The sequence below is a fragment of the Streptomyces sp. NPDC088733 genome (genome assembly GCF_044751185.1).
Lineage (GTDB): Bacteria > Actinomycetota > Actinomycetes > Streptomycetales > Streptomycetaceae > Actinacidiphila.
Genome location: NZ_JBIVLH010000012.1, coordinates 24,612 through 49,928, shown reverse-complemented (window position 1 = coordinate 49,928; position 25,317 = coordinate 24,612). Strand labels below are relative to the sequence as shown.

31 protein-coding genes are annotated in these 25,317 nt (G+C 74.0%); 15 read left to right on the top strand and 16 right to left on the bottom strand.

Features of this window, described 5'->3' with window-relative positions; genetic code table 11:
- Positions 1-66: 66 nt before the first annotated feature.
- Together ACIP64_RS22755 and ACIP64_RS22750 are read right to left on the bottom strand one after the other, a co-directional pair.
- Positions 67-261: a hypothetical protein gene (locus ACIP64_RS22755; RefSeq protein ID WP_401589639.1), complete on the bottom strand. Its 195-nt coding sequence runs from the start codon at positions 259-261 to the stop codon at positions 67-69.
- Between the two features lie 38 nt (positions 262-299).
- Positions 300-992: a hypothetical protein gene (locus ACIP64_RS22750; protein WP_401589636.1), complete on the bottom strand. Its 693-nt coding sequence runs from the start codon at positions 990-992 to the stop codon at positions 300-302.
- A gap of 96 nt (positions 993-1,088) precedes the next feature.
- On the opposite strand from ACIP64_RS22750, the gene ACIP64_RS22745 reads away from it, so the two are divergent.
- Positions 1,089-2,075: a hypothetical protein gene (locus tag ACIP64_RS22745; RefSeq protein WP_401589633.1), complete on the top strand. Its 987-nt coding sequence runs from the start codon at positions 1,089-1,091 to the stop codon at positions 2,073-2,075.
- On the opposite strand, the gene ACIP64_RS22740 is transcribed toward ACIP64_RS22745, so the two are convergent.
- Positions 2,048-2,263: a hypothetical protein gene (locus ACIP64_RS22740; RefSeq protein ID WP_401589630.1), complete on the bottom strand. Its 216-nt coding sequence runs from the start codon at positions 2,261-2,263 to the stop codon at positions 2,048-2,050. The genes ACIP64_RS22745 and ACIP64_RS22740 overlap by 28 nt on opposite strands.
- A 123-nt stretch (positions 2,264-2,386) precedes the next feature.
- Positions 2,387-2,596: a hypothetical protein gene (locus tag ACIP64_RS22735; protein ID WP_401589627.1), complete on the bottom strand. Its 210-nt coding sequence runs from the start codon at positions 2,594-2,596 to the stop codon at positions 2,387-2,389.
- 176 nt (positions 2,597-2,772) lie between these two features.
- On the opposite strand from ACIP64_RS22735, the gene ACIP64_RS22730 reads away from it, so the two are divergent.
- Entirely contained in the window at positions 2,773-3,825 is a 1,053-nt protein-coding gene (locus ACIP64_RS22730; protein WP_401589624.1) for a CobW family GTP-binding protein, read from the top strand.
- Here the strand turns inward: ACIP64_RS22730 and ACIP64_RS22725 are convergent.
- Genes ACIP64_RS22725 through ACIP64_RS22715 form a run of 3 tightly spaced genes read right to left on the bottom strand, consistent with a single transcriptional unit; the run spans position 3,810 to position 5,939 of the window.
- Positions 3,810-4,268 carry a hypothetical protein gene (locus ACIP64_RS22725; protein ID WP_401589622.1) on the bottom strand — a complete coding sequence of 153 codons (459 nt, stop codon included), beginning with the start codon at positions 4,266-4,268 and terminating at the stop codon, positions 3,810-3,812. The two genes, ACIP64_RS22730 and ACIP64_RS22725, sit on opposite strands and share 16 nt — an antisense overlap.
- Before the next feature lie 34 nt (positions 4,269-4,302).
- The gene (locus tag ACIP64_RS22720; RefSeq protein ID WP_401589619.1) at positions 4,303-4,920 is read right to left on the bottom strand and encodes a hypothetical protein; all 618 of its coding nucleotides are present in this window, start codon (positions 4,918-4,920) and stop codon (positions 4,303-4,305) included.
- Between the two features lie 59 nt (positions 4,921-4,979).
- Entirely contained in the window at positions 4,980-5,939 is a 960-nt protein-coding gene (locus ACIP64_RS22715; protein WP_401589616.1) for a GlxA family transcriptional regulator, read from the bottom strand.
- Between the two features lie 131 nt (positions 5,940-6,070).
- On the opposite strand from ACIP64_RS22715, the gene ACIP64_RS22710 reads away from it, so the two are divergent.
- The 3 genes from ACIP64_RS22710 (at position 6,071) to ACIP64_RS22700 (ending at position 7,533) form a co-directional block, all read left to right on the top strand.
- The gene (locus ACIP64_RS22710; protein WP_401589614.1) at positions 6,071-6,373 is read left to right on the top strand and encodes a putative quinol monooxygenase; all 303 of its coding nucleotides are present in this window, start codon (positions 6,071-6,073) and stop codon (positions 6,371-6,373) included.
- Between the two features lie 63 nt (positions 6,374-6,436).
- A complete protein-coding gene (locus ACIP64_RS22705) occupies positions 6,437-6,745 on the top strand; it encodes a DUF4326 domain-containing protein (RefSeq protein ID WP_360909561.1) in 309 nt (102 codons plus the stop codon).
- A gap of 149 nt (positions 6,746-6,894) precedes the next feature.
- Positions 6,895-7,533, top strand: coding sequence for an HD domain-containing protein (locus ACIP64_RS22700; RefSeq protein ID WP_401589612.1), 639 nt, complete (start codon positions 6,895-6,897; stop codon positions 7,531-7,533).
- 23 nt (positions 7,534-7,556) lie between these two features.
- Here the strand turns inward: ACIP64_RS22700 and ACIP64_RS22695 are convergent, their stop codons facing one another.
- The gene (locus ACIP64_RS22695; protein ID WP_401589609.1) at positions 7,557-8,573 is read right to left on the bottom strand and encodes a GlxA family transcriptional regulator; all 1,017 of its coding nucleotides are present in this window, start codon (positions 8,571-8,573) and stop codon (positions 7,557-7,559) included.
- 103 nt (positions 8,574-8,676) lie between these two features.
- On the bottom strand, positions 8,677-9,126 hold the full coding sequence (locus ACIP64_RS22690; protein WP_401589607.1) for an ATP-binding protein: 450 nt from the start codon (positions 9,124-9,126) through the stop codon (positions 8,677-8,679).
- Positions 9,127-9,237: 111 nt separating this feature from the next.
- Between ACIP64_RS22690 and ACIP64_RS22685 the strand changes: the two genes are divergently transcribed.
- Entirely contained in the window at positions 9,238-9,741 is a 504-nt protein-coding gene (locus ACIP64_RS22685; protein ID WP_401589604.1) for a metallophosphoesterase family protein, read from the top strand.
- 19 nt (positions 9,742-9,760) lie between these two features.
- On the opposite strand, the gene ACIP64_RS22680 is transcribed toward ACIP64_RS22685, so the two are convergent.
- Both ACIP64_RS22680 and ACIP64_RS22675 read right to left on the bottom strand, forming a co-directional pair.
- On the bottom strand, positions 9,761-11,350 hold the full coding sequence (locus ACIP64_RS22680) for an ATP-binding protein (protein WP_401589602.1): 1,590 nt from the start codon (positions 11,348-11,350) through the stop codon (positions 9,761-9,763).
- A 103-nt stretch (positions 11,351-11,453) separates the two neighbouring features.
- On the bottom strand, positions 11,454-11,648 hold the full coding sequence (locus ACIP64_RS22675; RefSeq protein WP_018534760.1) for a hypothetical protein: 195 nt from the start codon (positions 11,646-11,648) through the stop codon (positions 11,454-11,456).
- Between the two features lie 368 nt (positions 11,649-12,016).
- On the opposite strand from ACIP64_RS22675, the gene ACIP64_RS22670 reads away from it, so the two are divergent.
- The 4 genes from ACIP64_RS22670 to ACIP64_RS22655 are packed head-to-tail and all read left to right on the top strand — an operon-like array spanning position 12,017 to position 15,446.
- Positions 12,017-12,430 carry an ankyrin repeat domain-containing protein gene (locus ACIP64_RS22670; protein WP_401589599.1) on the top strand — a complete coding sequence of 138 codons (414 nt, stop codon included), beginning with the start codon at positions 12,017-12,019 and terminating at the stop codon, positions 12,428-12,430.
- Positions 12,431-12,477: 47 nt separating this feature from the next.
- Positions 12,478-14,013, top strand: a complete 1,536-nt coding sequence (gene zwf, locus ACIP64_RS22665) for a glucose-6-phosphate dehydrogenase (RefSeq protein WP_401589596.1) — start codon at positions 12,478-12,480, stop codon at positions 14,011-14,013.
- A complete protein-coding gene (gene opcA / locus ACIP64_RS22660; RefSeq protein WP_401589593.1) occupies positions 14,010-15,005 on the top strand; it encodes a glucose-6-phosphate dehydrogenase assembly protein OpcA in 996 nt (331 codons plus the stop codon). Before zwf ends, opcA begins: the two co-directional genes overlap by 4 nt.
- A gap of 30 nt (positions 15,006-15,035) precedes the next feature.
- Complete coding sequence (locus ACIP64_RS22655) at positions 15,036-15,446, top strand: hypothetical protein (protein ID WP_401589591.1); 411 nt, start codon at positions 15,036-15,038, stop codon at positions 15,444-15,446.
- A gap of 45 nt (positions 15,447-15,491) precedes the next feature.
- Here the strand turns inward: ACIP64_RS22655 and ACIP64_RS22650 are convergent, their stop codons facing one another.
- The 3 genes from ACIP64_RS22650 to ACIP64_RS22640 are packed head-to-tail and all read right to left on the bottom strand — an operon-like array spanning position 15,492 to position 17,845.
- Entirely contained in the window at positions 15,492-16,115 is a 624-nt protein-coding gene (locus ACIP64_RS22650; protein WP_401589588.1) for a TetR/AcrR family transcriptional regulator, read from the bottom strand.
- Positions 16,096-16,944 carry an oxidoreductase gene (locus tag ACIP64_RS22645; protein ID WP_401589585.1) on the bottom strand — a complete coding sequence of 283 codons (849 nt, stop codon included), beginning with the start codon at positions 16,942-16,944 and terminating at the stop codon, positions 16,096-16,098. The genes ACIP64_RS22650 and ACIP64_RS22645 overlap by 20 nt, the downstream gene beginning before the upstream one ends.
- Positions 16,945-16,972: 28 nt before the next feature.
- Complete coding sequence (locus tag ACIP64_RS22640) at positions 16,973-17,845, bottom strand: aldo/keto reductase (protein WP_401589582.1); 873 nt, start codon at positions 17,843-17,845, stop codon at positions 16,973-16,975.
- A 341-nt stretch (positions 17,846-18,186) separates the two neighbouring features.
- On the opposite strand from ACIP64_RS22640, the gene ACIP64_RS22635 reads away from it, so the two are divergent.
- Complete coding sequence (locus ACIP64_RS22635) at positions 18,187-18,501, top strand: hypothetical protein (protein ID WP_401589579.1); 315 nt, start codon at positions 18,187-18,189, stop codon at positions 18,499-18,501.
- 28 nt (positions 18,502-18,529) lie between these two features.
- Here ACIP64_RS22635 and ACIP64_RS22630 read toward each other — a convergent pair whose 3' ends face one another.
- Positions 18,530-19,570 (bottom strand): LacI family DNA-binding transcriptional regulator, encoded by a 1,041-nt coding sequence (locus tag ACIP64_RS22630; RefSeq protein WP_401589576.1) that lies wholly within the window; start codon positions 19,568-19,570, stop codon positions 18,530-18,532.
- 100 nt (positions 19,571-19,670) lie between these two features.
- Between ACIP64_RS22630 and ACIP64_RS22625 the strand changes: the two genes are divergently transcribed.
- Genes ACIP64_RS22625 through ACIP64_RS22610 form a run of 4 tightly spaced genes read left to right on the top strand, consistent with a single transcriptional unit; the run spans position 19,671 to position 23,744 of the window.
- Positions 19,671-20,861, top strand: a complete 1,191-nt coding sequence (locus ACIP64_RS22625) for a phytanoyl-CoA dioxygenase family protein (protein WP_401589573.1) — start codon at positions 19,671-19,673, stop codon at positions 20,859-20,861.
- A 9-nt stretch (positions 20,862-20,870) separates the two neighbouring features.
- Positions 20,871-21,647 (top strand): SDR family oxidoreductase, encoded by a 777-nt coding sequence (locus ACIP64_RS22620; protein ID WP_401589571.1) that lies wholly within the window; start codon positions 20,871-20,873, stop codon positions 21,645-21,647.
- A gap of 58 nt (positions 21,648-21,705) precedes the next feature.
- Entirely contained in the window at positions 21,706-22,710 is a 1,005-nt protein-coding gene (locus ACIP64_RS22615; RefSeq protein ID WP_401589568.1) for a Gfo/Idh/MocA family oxidoreductase, read from the top strand.
- A complete protein-coding gene (locus tag ACIP64_RS22610) occupies positions 22,707-23,744 on the top strand; it encodes a Gfo/Idh/MocA family protein (RefSeq protein WP_401589566.1) in 1,038 nt (345 codons plus the stop codon). The genes ACIP64_RS22615 and ACIP64_RS22610 overlap by 4 nt, the downstream gene beginning before the upstream one ends.
- Here ACIP64_RS22610 and ACIP64_RS22605 read toward each other — a convergent pair.
- A complete protein-coding gene (locus tag ACIP64_RS22605) occupies positions 23,713-25,239 on the bottom strand; it encodes a glutamate synthase subunit beta (RefSeq protein WP_401589563.1) in 1,527 nt (508 codons plus the stop codon). The genes ACIP64_RS22610 and ACIP64_RS22605 overlap by 32 nt on opposite strands.
- Positions 25,240-25,317 lie beyond the last annotated feature (78 nt).

Here is a 25,317-nt window from a genome sequence, read left to right as displayed (position 1 = left end):
CCTTTCACGTCTCGCCCGGTCCGCCCGGGGGCGGTCGTGCGGCCCTTCCCGAGGCGCCGCCGCGCCTCACCTCGCCGTCGGCGGAAGGTCGTCGTCCTCCACGCGCTCGCCCTCCGCCTGCGAAGGGGTGGTGTGGGGGACGTCGGGGTGGATCTCCATGGTGCTGCGCTCGGCGGGGTCGTACTCCCGCTCGCCCTCCGCCTGGGACGGTGTCTGGAGGTAGACGCGGGGATCGGTGTCGGAAGCTCGGGAGCTGCTCATGATGCTCCTCCTTCGCTTGATCCCTCCATCGTGCTCCTTCAGGCGCGGCGGGGCGAAACCAGCAGGAAGGCGGCCTGCCCGCCGCGGTCGCGGTGGAGCGTGCACTGCCAGCCGTGGGGTTCGAGCAGCGCGCGGCACCGATCGAGCGCGGGCCCGGCGGGCTCGTCCCCCGGAGCGGGCCACGAGACCTCGGCGACACCGTCCTGCGCGGCGGCCGGGGCCACGGCGTAGCCGGGCCGTGCGGGGCGGCCGGAGGCGTCGCGGGCGGACGGCGGGAGGCCCGCGGCCTCCAGGGCGAGGGCGACGGCGTGGACGTAGCGGTCGCGTTCCCAGGGCGCGGGGCGGCCGGTGTCGCCGTCCTGCAGGACGCGCCGGATCTCCAGCAGGCCGGACCAGGCCGCGGCGACCTCCGCCGCACGCGAACCGGAACCGCCCCCGGCACCGGGGCCGTGCCCGTCGTCAGCGAGGAAACCGGACGCGCCGGACGCGCCGGACGCCTGCCGCGCCGGCTCCGGCGGTGTCTCCGGCTCGTGCGACGGGAGCTCGGTGCGGGCGAGTTCGGCGCGGACGCGCAGACCCTCCGGGGTGAGGTAGTGGCCGCCGGTGCGCCCGTACCGCACCGCGAGGCCCTGCTTGGCCAGCGCCGTACAGGTTGCCTCCCGCGCGCCCAGCAGCCCCGTGTTCGCGTCGGATTCCAGGAGGGCTGTGCGCTGCGCGGCGGTCAGGGGCATGAACCGCAGCCTATGTGCCCCGCGCCGGACCCGGGAATGCCCTACACTCGAAATTCGAGCAGATGTTCGAACGGAAGGGCGGAGGCGGGCAAGACCATGGTCGAACCGGAGCGGTATCAGGACCAGGACCCGGGTCCCTGCGTGCTCTACATCCGCTGCGGCGGCACGGACCCCGCGACACTCGCCGCCCTGGCCGGACTCGTCGGCCAATTCACCCCGGTCGTGCGCGTCGAGCGGCCGGACGCGGTAGTGGCCGACGTGCGCCCCGCGGTGGGCTTCTACGGGCTGCTGCCGGAACAGCTCGCCCTCATGATCAGCACCCGGGCCTCCGCGCTGTACGACGCGGGCCTCACGATCGGTGTCGCCGGCAGCCGCACGGTGGCGTACATCGCCGCGTTCGACGTCCTCGGCGGCCGCATCCGGGTCGTGGACGCCGATCCGGACGCCGTCGCCGACTTCCTGCGCCCCCAGCCCGTCGCGGCCCTGCCCGGGATCACCGCCGGTGCCGTGCGCGCACTGGTCGCGGCCGGACTGGGCACGGTCGGCCGGGTGGCCGCCGCGCCGCCCGCCGAGGTGCAGCGGATCCTCGGCGCCGGCCCCGGGCGCGCGGTGTGGGACCGCGCCCACGGCGTCGACGCGGGCCCCCTCGTCCCGGAGTCGCCGCCCGGCTCACTGGCCGCCGACCGCCTCTTCACGGCCGACGCCACCGACCGGGGCGCGCTGAGCCGGGCCGTGATCGAACTCGGCCTCGGCCTCGGCGAACGGCTGCGCGCCACCGCCCGTACGGCGACCGGCCTCACCCTCACCGTCCGGCTGGGCGGCGGGTCCTCCGTCAGCCGCAGTCGTACGCTGCCCGCCGCCACCTGCGACCCGGGCGAGCTCGCGGAGGCCGCCTTCGCGATGCACGAGGCACTCGGCGCGCACCACGCCCCCGTGCGCGCGGTGGCGCTGCGCGCCGAGGGGCTGTCGGCCGCCGCCGTGCCCGCCCGCCCGGTGCCCGCGGGCGCCGCACGAGGCCGTGCCGTACTCCCGTCGACCTTCGCGGTGCACGCCGTTCAGGAGGAGCGCCGGATGTCCTCCTGAGCCACCGCCTCCAGCAGCGCGGCCATCAGCTCGCGGCTGTCGAGCGGCCGCGGCTGCGGGGACCGCCGGGCCCGGGCCATCTCCGCGAAGCACGGATCGCAGACGGCCAGCGGGAGGTGCGGGATGCCGCAGTCGCGGACGGTGTCGTCCCCCCGCCCGCAGACATCGCAACGCCAAGATGCCGCCACATGTTCGATGGTGCCCGGTCGGAGCGCTTCGCAACCGGGTGCGACCGGCCCGCGACACGACGTCAACCGCCGCCGTGCCGCGGGCCGTTGCTCACTGCGGGCGCTGTGGGCGCCGTCGCGCGGTCACCCGTCGCCGATCACACGCCGCGTGTGCGCCCGCAGCGCGCACGCCACCATCCCGTCCGGGGTGTGCCGCAGCTGCGGCTCGGTCGCCGGGTGGTGCCCGGAGATCAGGTCGACGATGCGGTACGCGGCCTCCTCGTCCTCCGCCGCTATGCACACCAGCACCGTGCCGTGCCCCGTCCCGGGTGTGGCGTCCGTTCCCTGTGCCATGCGTCCCCTCCGTCCGTCTCGGTCTGCCGCCGTCACGGTGGACGCGTCGGAAGACTGCCCCGCCGGTGCGCCGGTTCTGCCGCCGCCGGGCGTTCACCCGCACGAAGCACCGCGCGGTGCACGGGGCTTACGATGAGTGGCCGTGTCGGTGCACAGCCGTCCCCGGAGAGGAAGTCTTGGCCAAGCAACGGATTCCGGTCGTCGTCCTCGCGGGATTCCTCGGTTCGGGAAAGACCACGCTCCTCAACCACCTGCTGCGCTCCAGCGGCGGGACCCGCATCGGCGCGATCGTCAACGACTTCGGCAGCATCAACATCGACGCCCTGTCGGTGGCGGGCCAGGTGGACTCGATGGTCGCCCTCGACAACGGCTGCCTGTGCTGCGCGGTCGACGCCACCGAGATGGACGACATGCTCGCCCGTCTCTCCCGCCCCCAGGCCCGGATCGACGTCATCGTCATCGAGGCCAGCGGGCTCGCCGAACCCCAGGGCATGATCCGGCTGCTGCTGGCCAGCACGAACACCGCCATCACCTACGGCGGCCTCGTGGAGGTCGTCGACGCGGCCGAGTTCGAGGCGGTGCGGGCCCGCCATCCCGAACTGGACCGCCATGTGCGGGCGGCCGACCTCGTCGTCCTCAACAAGACCGACCGCGTGGACGCGGAGGCGCTCGGCCGGGTCCGCGCCGCCCTCACCGCCCTCGCCCCCGACACCCCGCTGGTCGAGGCCGCCCACGGCCGCGTCAGGCCCGACCTGCTCTTCGACCCGCGACCGCGCCCGGCGGACGACGCGCCCGCGCGTCAGCTCTCCTTCGAGGAACTGTCCGCGGACCACGCGCACCACGCTGACGGTGACGACGGCGATCACGAGGGCCACCTCCACGCCGCTTACGAGAGCGTCGAGTTCACCTCCGAGGCGCCCCTCCACCCGCGCCGCCTGTCCGAGTTCCTCGACACCCGTCCCGCCGGGCTGTTCCGCATGAAGGGCTTCGTCCGCTTCGCCGCTCCCGGCCACCCGCAGAAGTTCACCCTGCACGCGGTGGGCGGCTTCCTGCGCTTCACGTCCTCCGCCTGGGCCCGCGGGGAGTCGCGGGCCACCCGACTGGTCATGATCGGCTCCGGCCTGGACGCCGAGGGGCTGCGCAAGCGGCTCGGCGACTGCGTGGCCGGCCCGGCGGCCGAGATCCCGGAGGACGCCATGCTCGGCGTCCTGCGCTACCTGCGGCCCTGAGACCGCCGCCGGCGCGCCTCCCGGGTGGCCCCGCACCCGCACAGCACGGCGGCCCCGAGCGGGACCACCGGCAGGAGGATCCCGAGCGCCCAGTTCAGGACGCTGTGATCGGTGGCCACATGCGTGCCCCACCATGTGTGCACCACGGACACGACGTCCCCGGGCCTGCCCTGGTAGCGGACCATCACCGGAGCGCGCGACACGGCCGGGTGCGCCGCCGTGCCGATCGGCCGTCCGGTGCACTCCGTCGGTGCCCGCCCCCGCTCCCCGATGCGCTTCTCGCACTCCAGGAGCACCACGCGCTCCTCGCGGCCCAGTGCCCCGACGTCGAACGCCCCATGGGCCGCCGTGAAGCCCGTCACCGCCAGCAGCAGCACGGTGAGCAGCGACCACACCAGGCAGACGGCCCTCGTGCTGCCACGCCTGCGCCGCTTCGCGAGCACACTCTCAGCGTAGGCGGTGCGCCCCGCCCGGGCGTCAGACGAACCCGACGACCAGCCGCACCCCGTCGCCGCCGAACCGCCCCGCCATCGCCCGCATCACCGCGAAGACATGCGGCCAGTGCGACTCCTCGCCCAGCACCACGCCCGCGGTCAGCGGTTCGTAGTGGCAGGTCCCCGTCGGGACGGACCACTTCGTGCTCCGGTCCTCGCGCAGTCCCGGCGGCGGCGGACCCGTGACCGCGAGGACGTCCGCGGGCCACTCGGCCGGAACCAGCCACTGGTTGAGCGAGCGCGGCGGGGCGGTCTGCGTCCAGGTCAGCCGCCCCGCGAAATGATCGGGGGCGGCGGTGGGCGGCAGAGCGGCCAGTTCGGACCAGGTGACCCAGGTGGCGTCCTCCGGTTCGAGGCCGTCGGTTCCGCGCAGGGAGGGCGTGAGGCCGCCGGACAGGTCGTCGGGCAGTCCGCGTCCTGCCGCGAGGGGCCGGTACCCGGCACGGTTGCGTACGCCGAACAGCAGGCCGAAGGCCGCGTAGTCCTGCTCGTCGTACAGCGGCCACAGTCCCATGGCCATGACCCATGGCTCACCGTCGTAGCAGTCGGTGCCCGCCTTGGGGTGCCGGAACTCGATGCCGCCGTGGATGTCCGTGCCCATGGCGCGCCCCGTAGCGCCGGAGCGGGCCGGGCCGCGCTGCAATATCGCTCCGGCGCGGGTCAGCGGCCGCGCAGGGCGCCGGCCGTCGTGCCGGCGCGTTCGCGCAGCAGCACCCGCAGGGTGTTGGCGTGCTCGTAGCCGACCCGGCGGGCGACGGCCTCCACGGGGAGGCCGGTGGTGCGCAGCAGGTGCGAGGCCTGCTCCACGCGCAGGTCCTGGACGAAGCGGACGGGGGAGACGCCGAGCACGCGGCGCACCGCGCGCTGGAGCGTGCGTTCCCCGACGCCGAGCGCCCGCGCCGCCTCGGCGATGCCGATCGGCTCGTCGAGCCGGTCCCGCACCCATCGCTCGAAGGCGGCGACGACGGGGTCGCTCTGGGCCAGCGCGCTGGGGATGATGTACGCGGACTGGGACGGCCGGTGATCGACGACGAGGTAGCGGGCGACGAGGTCGGCCAGCGCCGGGCTGCTCATGCGGACGACGGCCAGGGCCAGGTCGACGTGGCCGAAGGCGGCGCCCGCGGTGGTCACGCCCTCGCAGGTGGTGACCATACGGGTCTCGTCCACCGTGACGGCCGGGTAGCGCTGCCGGAAGACCGGCGCGAGCCACCAGCTGGTGGTCGCGCGCAGCCCGTCCAGGACGCCGGACTCCGCCAGCAGGAACGTCCCCGTGCACGCCGAGGCGATCGGCACGCCCTCCCGCCGGGTACGGGCCACCAGCCGCCGCACCGGGGCCGTGCCGTCCCCCGCCACACGCTCCAGCAGCGCGTCCGGACGGCGCTCCGCGAGCGCGGGCACGAGCAGCAGGTCCGCCCCCGCGGCCGCCGCGACCGGCGCCGCCGCGACGGTGTGCCCGGCCCCGGTGCGCACACGGCGGCGGAAGCCGACGGTCGTCACGTTCCACTCCGGCGGCGGCTGCGGCAGCTCGCCGCGCATGGCGTTGGCCGCCTGGAGGACGTCGAGGACCGCGGAGAGCCCCGAGTCGAAGACCCCGTCGTACGCCACCACGGCTATGTCCATGACGGGAATGCTATCGAACATGCCGTTTCCGACACTGGGGGGAGATGCCCGGCACCCCTAGCGTTCTCGGTGTCCGCCGCACATCCCGCCGGAAGCCCGGAAACCCAGAAACCAGAGAATCGGAGCACGTGATGACGAAGATCGGTCTGCTGGTGCGCATCGAGGCCAGGCCCGAGCACGCCGCCGAGGTCGAGACGATGCTGCGCGACGCGCTGGAGCTCGCCCGGGCGGAGCAGGGGACGGTCACCTGGTTCTCGTTCCGCGAGAGCCCGACCGTCTTCGGGGTCTTCGACTCCTTCGAGGACGAGACCGGGCGCACCGCCCACCTCGAGGGACCCGTCGCCGAAGCCCTCCAGCAGGCGGCGGCCGGGTCCAGGCTGGCGTCCCCGCCCGACATCCGCCGGGTCGACGTGCTTGCGGCCAAGCTGCCCTGACCCCCCGCAGGACCGTCCAGCGCCCACCGTTCGCCGCTCCCGGACGCCGGGAAGGAGCAGGCCATGACCAGGACCACGGTCGTCAATCTCAAGGGGCACCGCGACGACCCCGCCTACGCGGACGTCGTCTACGTCGGCCGTCCCGCCCATCGCGGCGGCTGGCACCTGCCGGGATCCCCGCTGGCCAGCCCCTTCCGCCCGGGCCCGGACGGCACCCGGGAGGAGGTCCTGGACATGTACCGGGACCACCTGCTGTCGCGGCCCGACCTGCTCGCGCTGCTGCCCGCCCTGCGCGGCCGGCGGCTGGGCTGCTGGTGCGTGCCCGAGCCGTGCCACGCCCAGGTCATCGCGGAACTGGCCGACCGGGACTGACGGTTGGCGCGGGCGCGCCGGTCATGTCCCGATCCGTGGGTCACGTGTCCCCATGGACCCGGGCCGGCGCGCCCCGTGCGACGCAGACTGGAGCTGTCGGTGCCCCGGACCTGCGCGGGGCGACACCACGAACTTCCTGGAGACACGCCATGGCCGAGATCATCGCGGACGTCGAGGTACCCGAGACCCAGCTCGTGCACGAGGCCACCGAGCTCGTGCGGGACGCCGCGTCGCCGGTCGTCTTCCACCACTCGCGCCGGGTCTTCTTCTGGGCCTCGCTGCGCGGCCGCCTGCGCGGCTGGGACTACGACCCGGAACTGCTCTACGTCGGGGCCCTCTTCCACGACCTCGGGCTGACCGAGAGGTTCGCACGGACGGACCAGCGGTTCGAGATCGACGGCGCCGACGAGGCCCGGCGCTTCCTGCTGGAGCACGGGGTCGACAAGAGCCGCGCCCGCCTGGTGTGGGAGGGGATCGCGCTGCACACCACGCCGGAGATCCCCTGGCACATGGCGCCGGAGGTCGCCCTGGTCACCTCGGGGGTCGAGGTGGACGTCCTCGGCATCGGCTACGACGAGATCTCCGCGGAGCAGCGGGAGGCGGTCGTCGCCGTGCACCCGCGCCCCGACTTCAAGAACAACATCCTGAAGGAGTTCACCCACGGCATCGCGCCCCGCCCGGACACCACCTTCGGCAACGTCAAGGCCGACGTCCTGGAGCGGTTCGTGCCGGGCTTCGTCCGCGGCAACTTCGTGGACACCATCCTGGAGTCGCCCTGGCCCGAGTGAGCACGTCGGCTCCGCCCGGGCGCTCAACCCCGGTCGGGGGACGACCCGTTGGGGAGCGTGGTGCGGAAGCGCTCGCGATAGCTGCCCGGGCTGACGCCCAGCCTGCGGCGGAAGGCGCGCCGCATCGTCTCCTCCGACCGGAACCCGCTGCGCCGGGCGACGGTGGACAGGGCGTCGTTGCCCGCCTCCAGCAGCGCCTGGGCGGCCTCCACCCGGACGCGTTCCACGTACTCCGCCGCGGTGCCGCCGGTCTCGCCGCGGAAGAGCCGGGTCAGATGACGCGGTGACACCCCGGCCCGCGCGGCGAGCGCCGGCAGGCTGTGGTCGCCCACCGGATCGGCCGCCACTTCGTCGAGCACGTCGCGCAGCACCGAGTGCGCGGCGTTCCTCGACGTCTGGCGGACGCTGAACTGCGACTGCCCGCCGGGCCGCGCCATGAAGACCACCAGGTACTTGGCGACGGCCCGGGCGAGCTCCGGCCCGTGGTCGGACTCCACGAGGGCCAGCGCCAGGTCGATGCCCGCGGTGATCCCCGCCGAGGTGATGAAGCGGCCGTCGCGGACGAAGATCGCGTCGGAGTCCACCTCGACGGCGGGGTAGCGCGCGGCCAGATCGGCCGCGAGCCGCCAGTGCGTCGCGGCCCGGCGCCCGTCCAGCAGCCCGGTCGCCGCCAGCGGGAACGCCCCGGCGCACACGGCGGCGACGGTGCGGGAGTTCTCCGCGAGCCGGGTGACGGCCTCGACGAGCGGGGCGTCGGAGACCGCCGCCCACCAGTCCGACCGGCCGGGCACGACGAGGGTGTCCACGGCGAAGTCCACCGCGTCCAGCGCCATGTCGGGCATCAGCGGCAGCCCGGCCGTGCTGGTCACTGGCTTGCCGTCGAGCGAGGCCGTGTACGTCCGGTAGCCCGCGCCGTACTCGTTGGCCACGGTGTAGACCTCCAGCGGCCCGGCGACGTCCATCAGCTGCACTCCGTCGAAGAGCACGACCAGGACGCGGTGCGGTGCCGTCCGGTCGGGGGACGTGGTGCCGGTGTTCACGCCGAATGCCTCTCTGCCGCTCGTTCCGGGCCCGGAGGTGCCGGACCGCGGGGTCGCGACCATCATCACCCGGCGGCCGGTCCGGCCGCGGGGGCGGTTGCCGTCACACCGGCTGGGCGTGCCCGTTGGCCGTGACGGGGCGGTGGAGCGGCGCCAGGCACCGGGTGGTCACCACGCGGTGGGTGTGCTCGTCGTCGTGGATGGCGGTCGAGCCGGCGAGCCGGCGCACGATGTCCAGTCCGCGCCCGTGCTCGTCCGCGGGGGTGCCGTCGACCGGTCCGGGCGTGCCCGGCCTGCTGTCACCGGTGTCGGTCACGGTGATCACCAGCCCCCGCCCGCAGATCGTCAGGCGCACCGACATCTCGGCGCGGCCGTGCCGCGCCGCGTTGGCGGCGAGTTCGTCGACGATCAGCTCGGCGCAGTCCCGGTCCTCCGCGGCCAGACCCCACATCACCAGCATCTCGGCGGTGAAGTGCCGGGCGGTGCTCACGTAGGCCGGTTCGGCCGGCTGCACCAGTTCCGCCGATTGTGTGGAGAGGATGTCTGCGGACATGACCCCGGCCCTTCAGCGATCGAGATCCGCGCTCCCCACGACGGCGGGGGAGTGCCGCCCACGCCGGGCGTGTGTCGCGCTCCGACGGATCCGGGCGGTTAGCGTGGACGGGTGCGTCTACTTGTGATGTCCGATACGCACGTGCCCAAACGTGCCAAGGCGCTGCCGTCCGAACTCGTGGCCCGGATCGCGCACGCGGACGCCGTCCTCCACGCGGGCGACTGGGTGGACGAGGCGACCCTCGACCTGCTCCAGGCGCGCGCCCGGCGCGTGATCGGCGTCCACGGCAACAACGACGGGCCCGGGCTGCGCGCCCGGCTCCCGGAGGTCGCGCACGCGGAACTCGGCGGCCTGCGCTTCGCCGTCGTCCACGAGACGGGTCCGGCGCAGGGGCGCGAGCGGCGCTGCGAGGAACGCTTCCCCGGCGTGGACGTGCTCGTCTTCGGCCACAGTCACATCCCCTGGGACTCCACGGCGCCCGGCGGCATGCGGCTGCTCAACCCCGGCTCCCCGACCGACCGCAGGCGGCAGCCGCACTGCACGTACCTGACCGCGGAGGTGGCGGACGGCGCGCTGACGCGGGTCGTGCTGCACCGGCTGCCGCCGCGCGGCTGACCGGGCCCCCGCGCCGCCGTCAGTGCTCCAGTGCCGGACCGCCGGTCTTCCGCATACGTGCCCCGGCGGGGGCGTCGACGACCGCGGCCGGGTCCGCGGCGGAGGCGACGCCGGCCGCGGGCAGCAGGGACAGCACCGCCTGCCGGTGGGCGTCGCTGGTCTCCTCGTCGTACGGGTCCGGCGTGGCCGGCACCTGCATGCGCAGCACCGGACCGGAGCCCAGGCGCGCGTAGCCGCGTCCCGGGGGGACCTGCGCGGCGGAGGTCGTGCCCTGGGGCGCGCCCAGCACGGCCTGCGTCTGCTCGGCGGTCACCGCCCCCAGCAGCACGCGTGCCCGGGTGTGCGCGACGACCACCTGCGAGAGCGCGTCGGCGGTGTCCAGCTGGTCGGCGACGGCCACGGTGACCCCGGCGCCGCGCCCGTGGCGCAGCGGCACGTCCAGCAGTTCCTGCGGGTCGGGGCGGCCCTCGGCGTGCGCGAGCTGGGTCAGCGCGGTCGGCCCGTCGACGAGGATCCACAGCGGCCGCCGCACGTCGTCCGGCGCGCCCCGGCCGGCCTGCCGGGCCCGGTTGACGGCGATGAGGCGCCGCTCGGTCTCGTGCGCGGCCCACTCCAGGGTGGCCAGCGCGCCGGCGAGCCCGCTCTCCACCGCCAGGACGCCCGGCCGTCCGTTCAGGCAGGCGTACTCGCCGGTCCCGCTGCCGTCGATGACCACGAGGTCGCCGTCCGGGAGGGCCTGGAGCGCGATGCAGCGCAGGAGCGTGGTGGTGCCCGTGCCGGGCCGGCCGAGCGCGAGCAGATGCGGTTCGGCCGACCGCGGCCCGGTGCGCCACACCACGGGCGGCGCGTCGCGGACCTCCTCGCCGTCGGTGACGGGCACGGTGCGCTGCACGGCCTCCGGATCGGTGAAGCCGAGCACGGTCTCACCGGGCGCGGTGACGAAGCGCTGGGCGGCGATGCCGGTGGGCAGCGGGGGGAGGGCGCTGAGGGTGAGGTGGTTCTCCTCCTCGTTCCAGTCGAAGCGGTACTCCCGGCCCCGCCCGGCCTTGGCGTGCAGGACGTGTTCCACCCGGGCCCGCGACACGGCCTCCCCGTCGGTGAAGTAGGCGGGGTACTTCAGGTGCAGCCGGGTCAGCCGTCCGTCGTCGAACTCGTAGTCGTCGAAGACGTTCTCCCAGCTCCCGTCGTGCGCGTACAGCGGGCTGGGGTCGCCCGGGTCCGACAGGTAGGGCACCAGCGACTCGTACAGCGCGGTCAGCCGGTCGTTCTCCGCGCCGCTGGGACCGGTCGGCGCGGGGGTGCGGTCGCGGCCCATCCACGCCGCGGAGCCCATGAGCGCGGCGACGGCCAGGTAGGCGCCGTACGGCAGGAGCACCAGGACCAGGAAGCCCGCCCCGACGGAGGCCATCAGCGCGGGGCCGCGGCGGTCCTGCGGGGTCTTGCCCCACCAGGCCCGCAGCCAGCCGACCTGGCGGCGCATCCCGCGGGAGATCACGATCAGCGGGTGGAGCACGTCGGTGGCGCTGTCGGCGACGCCGCGGGCCATGTCGCGCCCGCGGGAGAGCGCGAGGCGGCTGCTCAGCAGGGTGGGGAGGGGGCGCCGGGCCACGAGGAGCTCCAGAGGATCGTTGCGGGACGGGAACGACAACGGGGACGGGCCCGGTGCGAAGGCGCGCCGGGCCCGGTGCGTGGACCGTGCGGTGACGGCCCGGCTAGAACTTGATCCCGCCCAGCAGGCTCGCCAGGCTCGCCCCTCCGGCCTTGATGCTCGGGGCGATGGCGGTGCCCGCGAGGTAGAAGCCGAACAGGGCGCAGACGAGTGCGTGGGAGGCCTTGAGGCCGTCCTTGCGGAAGAACAGGAAGACGATGATGCCGAGCAGGACGACGCCTGAAATGGACAGGATCATGGGGCTACTCCTGTGTGATGGGGACTGTCACCATGAGTTGTTCCAGAATTACAGAAAGTAATAAGATCTGAAAACCAGCAAATGGGTGATTTCTGGAAAAATTCCCCTGATCAGCCCTTAGGGGCGGTTTCTCCGGCGTGATCCTTGCCGGTCGTCCGGCGTGTCATGTGGCAGGCCCCGCCGACGGAGCAGTGAAGTCCCCCGAACGAGTGATGGCCGTCGTCAGGGTCCGGCCATGGCTTCCAGGATCGTCCGCTCCGGTGCGTCGTGCCGGAACCGGGCACGCGGCGGGTGTGAAGGTGGTTGACGCTGCATAAGGTGGATCACGCGGACCCCGCGCACTCCCCCGTCCATTCGAGTGAGGAACGATGAGCGAGCCGACCCCGCAGGCCGAACCGGCGCACGACCCCGAGGTGCTGCAACTGGCGGCCAAGGTCTTCGATCTCGCCCGCCAGGGCGGAACCGAGACCCTGGTGGCCTACGTCGACGCCGGTGTGCCCGCCAACCTCACCAACGACCGGGGCGACACGCTGGTGATGCTCGCCGCGTACCACGGCCACGCCGACACCGTCGCCGCCCTGCTCCGGCACGGCGCCGACCCCGACCGTCCCAACGACCGCGGCCAGACCCCGCTGGCCGGCGCCGTGTTCAAGGGCGAGGACGAGGTGATCCGCGCCCTGCTCGACGCCGGGGCCGACCCGGCCGCGGGCACCCCCTCGGCCATCGACACCGCCCGCATGTTCGCCAAGAACGACCTGCTGGAACTCTTCGGCGCCGCGTGATGCCGCGCGCCGCGACGACCCGACGGACCGCGAAGAGAAGTGGACCCATGACGGAAACCGACAGCTGGATCAATCCGCTGCGCGATCCATCCGACCGGCGGCTGCCCCGCATCGCGGGCCCCTCGGGCCTGGTGATCTTCGGTGTGACCGGTGACCTGTCCCGCAAGAAGCTGATGCCCGCCGTCTACGACCTCGCCAACCGCGGGCTGCTGCCGCCGGGCTTCTCGCTCGTCGGCTTCGCCCGCCGCGACTGGGCGGACGAGGACTTCGCCCAGGTCGTGCACGACGCCGTCAAGGAGCACGCGCGCACCGCCTTCCGCGAGGAGGTGTGGCAGGAACTCGCGGCCGGGATGCGCTTCGTTCCCGGTGACTTCGGCGACGACGAGGCGTTCGAGAAGCTCCGCGTCACGGTGGAGGAGCTGGACAAGGCCCGGGGCACGAGCGGCAACTTCGCCTTCTACCTCTCCGTGCCGCCGAAGTTCTTCCCGCAGGTCGTGCAGCAGTTGAAGAAGCACCGGCTGTCCGAGGCCCCCGGGGGCTCGTGGCGGCGGGCGGTCATCGAGAAGCCCTTCGGGCACGACCTGGCCAGCGCGCAGGAGCTCAACCGCGTGGTGCACGGGGTCTTCCCGCCCGCGCAGGTGTTCCGGATCGACCACTACCTGGGCAAGGAGACGGTCCAGAACATCCTGGCGCTGCGCTTCGCCAACACGATGTTCGAGCCGCTGTGGAACCGAAGTTACGTCGACCACGTGCAGATCACCATGGCCGAGGACATCGGCATCGGCGGCCGGGCCGGGTACTACGACGGCATCGGTGCCGCGCGCGACGTCATCCAGAACCACCTGCTGCAACTCCTGGCGCTGACCACGATGGAGGAGCCCGCCGGCTTTGACGCCAAGGCCCTCCTCCGGGAGAAGCTCAAGGTGCTGCAGGCCGTGCGGCTCCCGGACGACCTGGGCGCCCACACGGTGCGCGGGCAGTACGCGCACGGGTGGCAGGGCGGCGAGGAGGTGCTGGGCTACCTGGAGGAGGAGGGCATCGACCCCGACTCCAGGACCGACACCTACGCCGCCGTCAAACTCGGCATCGACAACCGCCGCTGGGCGGGCGTCCCGTTCTATCTGCGCACCGGCAAGCGGCTCGGCCGCCGGGTCACCGAGATCGCGGTGGTCTTCCAGCGCGCGCCGCACCTGCCGTTCAGCCGTACCGACACCCAGGAGCTGGGGCAGAACGCCCTGGTCATCCGTGTGCAGCCGGACGAGGGCGTGACCGTGCGGTTCGGTTCGAAGGTGCCGGGCACCTCGATGGAGATCCGCGACGTGTCGATGGACTTCGCCTACGGCGAGTCCTTCACCGAGTCCAGCCCGGAGGCGTACGAGCGGCTCATCCTCGACGTGCTGCTCGGCGACGCGAACCTCTTCCCCCGCCCCCAGGAGGTGGAGGAGTCCTGGCGCATCCTCGACCCGGTCGAGAAGCACTGGGACACCCACGGCAAGCCCGAGCAGTACACCGCCGGGACCTGGGGTCCCCACGCGGCGGACGAGATGCTCGCACGAGACGGCAGGAGCTGGCGCCGGCCATGAACATCGACCTCACCCACACCACCTCGTCCAAGATCAACTCGGCTCTGGTGCGCGCCCGCAGGAGCGTGGGCAGTCCGGCCGTCGGCATGGTGCTGACCCTCGTCATCGTCACCGACGAGGGCAACCACTACGACGCCCTGAAGGCCGCCTCCGACGCCTCGCGCGAGCACCCCTCCCGCATCCTGGTGGTCATCAAGCGCCCCGGCCGCTCCCCGCGCGAGCGCAAGAGCGCCCGCCTGGACGCCGAGGTGCGGGTCGGCGGCGAGGCCGGCACCGGCGAGACCGTCCTGCTGCGGCTGCACGGCGAACTCGCCGACCACGCCCACAGCGTGGTGCTCCCGCTGCTGCTGCCCGACGCGCCCGTCGTCGTCTGGTGGCCGGTCGACGCCCCCGGCCACCCGGCCGACGACCCGCTGGGCGCCCTCGCGCAGCGCCGGATCACCGACGCCTACGCGGTCGAGCGCCCGCTGGAGCAGATCGACGCCCGCGCCGCCTCCTACCGGCCCGGCGACACCGACCTGTCCTGGACCCGGCTGACGCCCTGGCGGTCCATGCTGGCCGCCGCGCTGGACCAGGCCCGCGCCACCGTCACGTCCGCCGCGGTGGAGAGCGAGGCGGACAACCCCAGCGCCGAACTCCTCGCCCGCTGGCTCGGCAACCGGCTGGGGGTGGCCGTGGACCGTGTCGTCACCGACGGTCCGGTGGTCACGGCCGTACGCCTGCGCACCCCCGGCGGCGACATCCACATCGACCGCCCGGAAGGCCCGCTGGCCACCCTCTCCATCCCCGGCCAGCCCAAGCGGCACCTGGCGCTGATGGTGCGCAGCACCGCCGAGCTCATCGCCGAGGAACTGCGCCGCCTCGACCCGGACGAGATGTACGCCACGGCCCTGCGCCACACCGAGGGCGCCGAGCCGCCGCACCGCGCGAAGACCACCGCCCGCAGCACCGCGAAGCGCGCGACCCCGGCCGCACCGGAGGCCGCCAAGTAGACCGACTGCTGCAGGAGTACGCCGGGTGCCGTGCACACCGCCGCGAGCGCGAGCATCGCGGCCGTGGTGAACAGCCAGCACACCACGACCGTCAGCGCCGACTGCGTGTGTGCCCGCCACCCGGCGCGCCCGCTCCTGAAGGTGAAGCGCGCGTGCAACTCCGTCGCCAGCACCGTCGAGACCACCGTGACCACGGCGTTCGCCACCGCGAACGGCACCGGCCCGGACAGTGCGACCAGCACCCACGAAGACGCCAGTCCCACACCCCCGCCGCACAGTGTGAAGCGGGCGAAGGCGCCCAGCGCGCCCTGCCGGGCATCCGGCTCGGCGGGGGAGCCGTCGGCCGCGGGGCGGCGGCCGCGGCGGATCGGGTCCCGGCTGATGGTCTCCATGACCCGAAGGGTGCCCTTCCGTGCTGACAGGGCGCTGACCGCGCGCTGACACGCCCCTGGCGCGCGCCTGTACGCCCGCCCCGCCCGCCGTCCCTCAGGCGCCGTCCGCCAGCAGCCCGTGCAACGCGGCGAGCGCGACGGCCTCGGCCTGTTCCGCGTCCAGCGGGGCGTGCCCGGTCATCAGGCGGAAGACGAGCGGTCCGAAGAGCAGATCGGTCGCGGTGCCCGCGCTGACCCCGGGCCGGGCCCTGCCCTCGGCGACGAGGCGTTCCCACAACTGGGCGACGGCCTCGCGGCGGGCCTGCAGGAAGTAGGCGCGGAAATAGGGCGCGCCGCCGGCGTCGGTGGCGCAGGCGGCCAGCAGCTGGCGGAAGACCCGGCCGCTGTCCCCGGCGAAGAACCCGCTGACGCGGCGCACCTGTTCGCACAGATCGGCCACCGCGTCCCCGCTGTCGGGCAGCGGGATCGTGTCGGCCATCCGCCGGCCGAACGCCTCGGCGGCGACGGCGGTGCGCGAGGGCCAGTGCTTGTAGATGGTCATCTTGCTGACGCCCGACCGGGCGCTGACCGCGTCGACCGTGGCCGCCGCCAGCCCGCCCTCGGCGAGCAGGTCGGCGGCGGCGGCCAGGACCGCCTCCCGCGCCCGGACGCTGCGCGGGTGCGGCGAGGGGACGGGGACGGCGGGGTGGGAGTGCGACTCAGCCGGTGGCAGTGACATCGTCGTGGTCCGTACTGACGGCCACGGAGCGCCACCGCTCCAGCTCGTCCGCCACCGAGTGCAGCTTGGCCTCGATCCGTTCGACGCTGTCCGCCCCCAACTGGAGGCGCAGCGGCGCCTTGTCGCTGCCCGCGACGCCGACGATGGCGCGGGCGGCCTTCGCGGGGTCGCCGGGCTGGTTGTGGTTGTGCTCCGGGGCCGTGTCGCGGGTGCCGCCGGCGGTCGCTGCGTAGTCCTCGATCAGGGTGGCCTCGGTGTGCAGGCTCGAACTGTCGAGGAAGTCCGTCCGGAAGCGGCCCGGTTCCACGATCGTCACCTGGATGCCCAGCGGGCCGACCTCGGCGGCGAGCGCCTCCGACAGGCCCTCCACGGCGAACTTCGTGGAGGCGTAGACCCCCCAGCCGGGTGTGCTGTCGAAGCCGCCCACCGAACTGATGTTGAGGATGCGCCCCGAGCGGCGTGCGCGCATCCCGGGGAGGGCGGCGCGCAGCACGTTGAGGGTGCCGAACACATTGGTCTCGTAGACCGCCTTGGCCGCCGCGTCCGAGACCTCCTCGACCGCGCCGAGCACGCCCCGGCCCGCGTTGTTGACCAGGACGTCGATGCCGCCGAACCGCTTGGCCGCCGCCTCGACGGCGGCCCGCGCCTGCTGCTCGTCGGTGACGTCGAGCGGCAGCGGGAGGAGCGCGTCGCCGGCGTCGGGGAAGAGGGCCTCCACCGCCCGCGGATCGCGCGCGGTGGCGGCGACGACATGTCCCGACTCCAGCGCGGCGCGGGCGATCTCCGCGCCGAGGCCCCGGGATGCACCGGTGATGAACCAGCTGCTCATGGTTCCCGCCTCTCTCCGGCCGCGGAGGTCAGACCGCCGCGGTCAGTGCGTCGAACTGCGCGTCGGTCAGGGTGAGTCCGGCCGCCGCGATGTTGTCCTCCAGGTGGGCGACGCGGGACGTGCCCGGGATCGGCAGCATGTTGGGCGAGCGCTTCAGCAGCCACGCCAGGGCGAGCTGCGACGGGGACGCGCCCTGGTCGGCGGCGATGCGCTCGAGGGGGCCGCCCGGCTTGGCGAGTTCGCCGGTGGCGAGCGGGAACCAGGGGATGAAGGCCATGTCGTGCCGCTCGGCGTACGCGAGGACGTCCTCGGCGGCGCGGTCGGCCAGGTTGTAGCGGTTCTGCACGGACACGATGCGTGCCGTCCGCGCGGCCTCGTCGATGTCGGCGGTGCTGACCTCGCTGAGCCCGATGTGCTGGATCTTGCCCTCCTGCTGGAGCGCGGCGAGCTCGCCGACCTGGTCCGCGACGGGGACCTCGGGGTCGATGCGGTGCAGCTGGAGCAGGGCGATGCGCTCCACCCCGAGGTGGCGCAGGCTGAGTTCCACCTGCTGCCGCAGGTACGCCGGCCGGCCGACGGGGACCCACGCGCCCGGACCGGTCCGCACGAAGCCGACCTTCGTGGCGATCGTCAGGTCCGCGGGGTACGGGTGCAGCGCCTTGCGCAGCAGCAGGTCGGCGGTGAACGGCCCGTAGGCGTCGGCGGTGTCGATGAACGTGACGCCGAGCTCCACCGCGCGCCGCAGGACGCGCACGGCCTCCTCCGGGTCCCGCGGGTCGCCCCAGACCCCTTCACCGGTGAGCTGCATGGTGCCGTAGCCCAGACGGTGCACCGGCAGGTCGCCGCCGATGACGAAGGTGCCGGAATCGCGGGCGCTGGTGTCCGCGCTGATCGATGTCATGAGGAACCTCCTGAGAACTGTACGTACAGTATGGATCCGGCCGCCCGCTTCCGCGACGCACCCTCCTCCTGAGGCCCGCCCGGCCGTCGTGCGCGCGCTTCGGGCCCCGCGTACGGCATCCGGCCCGCCGAGCGGTACAGGTGCTCGGCGGGATTGCCCATCTCGGTGTCGAGCGGCACCCGGCCGCGGCTCGTTCCGCCACGCCGGGCAGGGCCCGGCCGAGGCCCCTCCCGCGCGCCCCGCGGGGCACGAGCCGGGAGCGCTCGGCAGGCGCGCGTCCGCGCGGTCGGCGACAATCGCCGACAGTGACCGGTGGACCGCGGGACGAGAGGACGCACGCCATGGATCAGATGCCTGCCGCGCTGCGGCACATCAGTGACCGCGAGAAGGAGCTGTCCCGCGGGGCGAGCATCTACCACGACACCCCCGTCCGGCACACCATGGAGTTCGCGTGGGAGCGCAGCGACGGGGCGGGCCAGGCGGTGCTGGCCGTGATGGGGAGCAGCGGGGCGATCCCGATCCCGGCGACCGGTCAGGACATCGCCGTGCACGACCACGAGGTCCGGGTCGTCTCGGTGCGCACCTCGTACACCCGCTCCCCGGACGAGGGCATCCCGATGCTCCACACCCGGGTGATGGTGGCCCCCGGGTCCTGATCCGGGGGCCGTCCGGCCCGGAGCCGGTTCAGTGGTCCGGGCGGGGGAACGCCACCGGGGTGTTGTACGGCGTGATGACCTGGATGGGCGAGGGCCACGCGTGCGCGGCGCCGGGCAGCGCCCGGTGCGCCTGCATGACGATCTGGCAGGCGTGCCGCATGTCCTGGCGCAGGTCGTGGTGGAGCACCGCCGACAGGCGGCCCTCGCGCAGCAGCCGCGTGTTGTCCTGGTCGAGGTCGTGCGCCACGAAGACCCGGCACTCGCGGCCGAGGGCGTCGAAGGCCTCCACGGTGGCCACGTTGCCGCCGCCGATCGAGTAGACCGCGCGGATCTCCGGGTCCCGGCGCAGCGCTCCGAGCACCAGCTCGCGCAACGTGTCGTCCAGGCCGTCGCTGTCCGTGATCTCCACCAGCGCGCGCTGCGGCCGCAGGGACCGCAGTGTCGAACGGAACCCCATCTCCCGCTCCTCCTCGCCGCGGAAGAAGCCCCGGCTGATGGTCACCAGCACATTGCCGGGCCGGTCGCCGAGCCACTGCCCGACCAGATAGGCGGCCGTGGCGCCCGCCGCCCGGTTGTCGATGCCGACGTACGCCAGCCGCCCGCTCGCCGGAAGGTCCGTCACCAGCGTCACCACCGGGATGCCCGCCGCCACGAGCCGGCCCACGGCGGCCGTCACCTCGGGCACGTCCGGTGCCTTCAGCAGCACGCCCTGCGAGCCGCGCTCGGCGATCCGGTCGAGGCCCGCGACCAGTCCCGTGACCGGCCCCGTCTCCCGGAAGTGGAAGCGCGAGCGCATCACCGCGGGCCGCAGGGAGGGCAGTTCGGCCTCCAGCGCGGCGCGTACCGCCGTGGAGAAGCGCTCCGGGGCCTGCATCACGATGTCGATCATGAAGGTGCGGCCGCCCAGGCGGATCTGCGCGTGCTGCCGCCGCAGGTCGGCGACGGCCTGGTGGACCTCGCGCGCGGTGCTCTCGCGGACCCCGCCGCGCCCGTTGAGGACGCGGTCGACGGTGGCCTCGCTGAGACCGGCCTGGCGGGCGATCTCGCGGATCGGGAAGGGGTGGCCCATGGGCTGGTTCCTGAGGGGTTTTTGATGGTTCTCTGCGGTTGATCGAGGGACTGACGTTCCTAGACTTTCAGGAAAACCCCGCCCGTCGAAAGGACCCCCGATGTCCTTCACGTCCCTCACCGCCGCGGGACCGCGGATGTGGCTGTCCGAGGACGACTGCGACCTCGACGCCCTGCGCGCACTGACCGAGCAGGCCACCGATCCGGCCGGCCACCCGCACGCCGAGGCCGTCGAGCACGGCGTCCCGCTGTACGACAGCGAGCGGCTGCTCGCCCTGGCCGCCACGCCGGAAGGCCGCCGCGAGGCCCAGGCCGAGCTCGCCCGCGTCCTGATGGACGGCCCCGGGATCGTCGTGCTCCGCCGGGCCTTCCCGGACCCGGACGTCGTCGACCGGGCCACCGAGGCCTTCGAGGGCATCATCCGCGATCAGCGCGCCGCGGGCACCGGCGGCGGTGACCACTTCGCCCGGCCCGGCGCCAACGACCGGGTCTGGAACGCCATGGAGAAACTGGCCGTGGCCGCCCCCGCGGTCTTCGCCGCGTACTACGCCAACGAGGCCGTCGCGCTGGCCGCCGGCGCCTGGCTCGGCCCGGACCACCAGATCACCTCGCAGATCAACGTGGTCAACCCCGGCGGCGCCGCGCAGACCGTGCACCGCGACTACCACCTCGGCTTCCTGTCCGCCGGGACCGCCGCCCGCTTCCCCGCCCACGTCCACCGACTCTCGCCCGTGCTGACCCTCCAGGGCGCCGTCGCGCACTGCGACATGCCCGTCGAGAGCGGGCCGACCCTCTACCTGCCGCACTCGCAGAAGTACGAGCCCGGGTATCTCGCCTGGCGGCTGCCGGAGTTCCGGGCGTACTTCGAGGACCACCACGTCCAGCTGCCGCTGGCCAAGGGCGACGCCGTCTTCTTCAACCCCGCGCTGTTCCACGCCGCCGGCCACAACCGCTCCGCGGACATCCGGCGGATGGCCAACCTCCTCCAGATCTCCTCCGCCTTCGGGCGCGCCATGGAGAGCGTCGACCGCGAGGCCATGACGAACGCCGTGTACCCGGAACTGCTGCGGATGAGGGCCGCGGGCGCCGGCGGGGCCGCGCTCGACGCCGTCGTCGCGGCGTGCGCCGAGGGCTACCCCTTCCCCACGAACCTCGACCGCGACCCGCCGGTGGACGGCCTCGCCCCGCCCTCGCAGGCCGACACGCTGCGCCGCGCGCTCGGCGAGGAATGGAGCCCGGACACCCTGCGCGCCGCACTGCGGGCGGCCGCCGAACGCCGTACGAGCCGTTAGGAGACCCGCATGGGACTGCTGCAGGACAAGATCGTCCTGGTCAACGGCGGCAGCCAGGGGATCGGCGCCGCCGTCGCCCGGGCCGCCGCCCGCGAGGGCGCCGCCGTGACCGTCACGGGACGCAGGCCCGGGCCCGGGGAGGCGCTGGCGGCCGAACTGGCCGACGCCGGCGCCACGTCCGCGTACCTGCGCTGCGACCTGGCCGACCCGGCACAGGCACGCGGCTCCGTGGAGGCCGTCGTGGCCGCCCACGGCCGCATCGACTGCCTGGTCAACGCCGCGGGCCTCACCTCGCGCGGCACCTTGCTGGACACCACCCCCGAGCTCTTCGACGCGCACGTCGCCGTCAATCTGCGCGGCCCGTTCTTCGCGATGCAGGCCGCCGTCGCCGACATGGTCGCCCGCTCGGCGCCGGGCGCGATCGTCAACGTGATCTCCTCCTCCGCGCACGGCGGGCAGCCGTTCCTCGCCCCCTACGTGGCGGCGAAGGCGGGCCTGGCAGGGCTGACCCGCAACGCGGCGCACGCCCACCGCTTCGACCGCGTGCGGATCAACGGTCTCAACATCGGCTGGACCGACACCGAGGGCGAGGACGCCACACAGCGGGCCTTCCACGGGGCCGGCGACGACTGGCGCGAGGAGGCGGGCCGCCGGCTCCCCATGGGGCGGCTCGGGCGGGCCGACGAGATCGCCGACTTCGTCGTGCTGCTGCTGTCCGACCGCAGTGGTGTGGTCACCGGATCGGTCGTCGACTGGGACCAGAACGTCCTCGGCGGCCTGGACTGACCCCTCCCGCTGCGCACCCCCACCGTTCACTGTCCGCTGTCACAAGGAGCAACCACCCATGCGCATCGGCCTGATGGGCCTCGGCCGGATCGGGGCCCTCCACGCGGAGACCCTGGCCGCGCTGCCCGTCGTGGAGTCCCTGGTCGTCACCGACCCCGTCGCCGCCGCGGCCGAGGCCGCCGCCGTCCGGCACGGCGCCGAGGTCGCCTCCTCACCGGAGGAGGTGCTGGCCTCGGGTGTCGACGGGATCGTCGTCGCCGCCGCGACGGACGCCCACCCCCAGCTGATCCTGGCCGCGGTCAAGGCGGGCGTGCCCGTCTTCTGCGAGAAGCCCGTCGCCCGCACGATCGGGGAGAGCACCGAGGTGCTGCGCGCCGTCCAGGACAGCGGCGTTCCCGTGCAGATCGGCTACAACCGGCGCTTCGACGCCGGCTTCGCCGCCGCGCGGCAGGCCGTCGCCGCCGGTGAGCTGGGCCTGCTGCACACCGTCCGCTCCACCACCCTCGACCCCGAGCCGCCGCCCGCCGCCTATGTCGCCGTCTCCGGCGGCATCTTCCGCGACTGCTCGGTCCACGACTTCGACATCGTGCGCTGGGTGACCGGCCGCGAGGTCACCGAGGTGTATGCGACGGGCGGCAACCGCGGCGCCGCCTACATCGCCGCGGCCGGCGACGCCGACACCGCGGCGACCGTGCTCACGCTCGACGACGGCACGCTCGCCCTGATCTCCAACAGCCGCCACAACCCCCGCGGTTACGACGTGCGGATGGAGCTGCACGGTACGAAGGACAGCATCGCGGTGGGCCTGGAGGACGGGCTGCCGCTGCGCTCCGTCGAGCCCGGCGCCCGCTTCCCCGCCGGACCGCCGCACCACTTCTTCCTGGACCGCTTCCGCGCCGCCTACCAGGCCGAGCTGGCCGCTTTCACCGAGGTGGTCGCGGGCCGCCGGCCGTCGCCGTGTAGCGTCGCGGACGCGGTCGAGGCGGGCTGGATCGCCGAAGCCTGCACGCTGTCATTGCGCGACCGCCGACCCGTACGGATGGAAGAGGTACGTACCGCATGAGCACCGAACCCCTGCGCATCGGAGTGCTCGGCGCCGCCCGCATCGCCGGGCGCGCCATCGTGGACCCTGCCCGGATCACCGGCCACCGCCTGGTGGCCGTCGCCGCCCGCGACCGCGGCCGGGCCGAGGAGTTCGCCGCCGCCAACGGCGTCGAGCGTGTCCACGACTCCTACGCCGACCTGATCGCCGACCCCGAGATCGAGGCGATCTACAACCCGCTCGCCAACGGCCTGCACGGACCGTGGAACCTCGCCGCGATCGCGGCGGGCAAGCACGTCCTCACCGAGAAGCCCTCCGCCAGCAACCTGGAGGAGGCGATCGAGGTCCGGGACGCCGCCGCGAAGGCGGGCGTCGCCTTCATGGAGGCGTTCCACAACCTGTACCACCCCGTGGTCCGGCGCCTGCACGAGCTGCTGGAGACCGGTGAGCTCGGCGAGCTGCGGCACGTCGAGGCCACGGTGAACATCCCCGCCCCGCCGGACACCGACCCCCGCTGGTCGCTGGAGCTCGCCGGCGGCGCGATGATGGATCTCGGCTGCTACGCCCTGCACGCGCACCGCGCCCTCGCCCCCTGGGGCGGCGGGGCACCGCGCCTGGCGGCCGCCCGCGGCGGCGAGCGCGCCGGGATGCCCGGCGTGGACGAGTGGATCGAGGCCGACCTCGTCTTCCCCGGCGGTGCCACCGGCATCGCGCGCTGCAACATGGACTCGGCGACCGAGGACATGAGCATGCGCGTGGTCGGCAGCCTCGGCGAGGCGACCGTCGCCAACTTCGTCCTGCCGCACCTCGACGACCGGCTGACGGTGCGGACGGCGGAGGGCGAGCGGGTGGAGGAGCTGGGCCGGCGCACCTCGTACACGTACCAGCTGGAGGCCTTCGCCGACCTGGTGCGCGGCGGGACCCGGGTGGCCACCGACGCCGACGACGCGGTGGAGTCGATGCGCCTGATCGACGACGTCTACCGCGCGGCGGGCTTCGAGCCGCGCCCGCGCTTCGCGGCCGTCACACCACCAGCGGCTGGTCCGTCGGCCTGATCGGCGCCGGCAGGCAGGTCGTCCCGCGCAGCGCGCGGTCCACGGCCGCCGCCGCCGAGCGGCCCTCGGCGATGGCCCAGACGATCAGCGACTGACCGCGCCCGGCGTCGCCCGCGACGAAGACCTTCTCCACGGTGGTGGCGAAGGCGTCGTCGCGGGCGATCCGGCCGCGCGCGTCGAGTTCCAGGCCCAGTTGCGGCACGACGCCGGTGTTGTGCTCGGGGCCCGAGAAGCCCAGGGCGAGCAGCACCATCTGGGCCGGGACGACCCGCTCGGTGCCGGCCCGGGGACGCCGCCCGGTGGGCTCCACGCCGACGAGGTGCAGGGAGGCGACATGCCCGTCGTCGTCCCCCTCGAAGCGGAACGTGGAGGCGGAGAAGACCCGGATGTCGCCCTGCGGCCCGGGCAGCGGGACGCAGCCGTGCTCGGCGGTGTCCCAGTGCTCACGGCGGCCCAGCAGCCGGGCCTCCTCGTGGGCGGGGGAGATCCGGAAGACCCGGGGGTACACCGGCCAGGGCTCGTGCTCGGGGCGGTCCCAGCCCGGCAGGGGGTTGATGTCGAGCTGGACCACGGAGGCGGCCTGCTGGCGCAGCACGGTCCCCAGGCAGTCGGCGCCGGTGTCGCCGCCGCCGACGATCACCACGTCCTTGCCCTCCGCGCTGATCGGTGACGAGGCGAGATCGCCCTCGCACACCCGGTTGGCCAGGGTCAGGTAGTCCATGGCCTGATGGATGCCCGCCAACTCACGTCCGGGTACGGGCAGTTCGCGCCAGGCGCGGGCGCCCACCGCGAGCAGCACCGCGTCGTGCTCGGCGATCACCCGGTGCGCGTCGAGGTCGCCGCCGACCTCGGTTCCGGTGCGGAAGCGGGTGCCCTCGGCCCGCATCTGGCACAGCCGGCGGTCCAGGTGGTGCTTCTCCATCTTGAACTCCGGTATCCCGTACCGGAGGAGGCCGCCCAGCCGGTCGTCGCGCTCGTACACCGTGACCGTGTGTCCCGCCCGGGTGAGCTGCTGCGCGGCGGCCAGTCCGGCGGGCCCCGACCCGACGACGGCCACGGTGCGGCCGGTGTGCCGCTCCGGGGGGAGGGGGACGGCGAGGCCGTCGGCCCAGGCCCGGTCGGCGATCGCCACCTCGACGTTCTTGATCGTGACGGGGTCGGCGTTGATCGTGAGGACGCAGGCGCTCTCGCAGGGCGCCGGGCAGAGCCGGCCCGTGAATTCGGGGAAGTTGTTGGTGGCGTGCAGGTGCTCGCAGGCCGCGGCCCAGTCCTCGCGGAAGACCAGGTCGTTCCAGTCCGGGATCATGTTCCCCAGCGGGCAGGCGGCGTGGCAGAACGGGATGCCGCAGTCCATGCACCGGCCCGCCTGGGCGGAGACGATCGGCAGCAGGCTCTGGCCCGTGTACACCTCATGCCAGTCCCGCACCCGCTCGTCCACCGGGCGCCGTTCGGGAGTACGGCGAGGGGTGGTGAGAAAGCCCTTGGGGTCCGCCATGGCCGCCTCCGGCGCGCCTGCGTGACGATCATGAAGAGCACGGTGGCCGCGTCCCCCGGCGAACCGCACCGTCCGGCC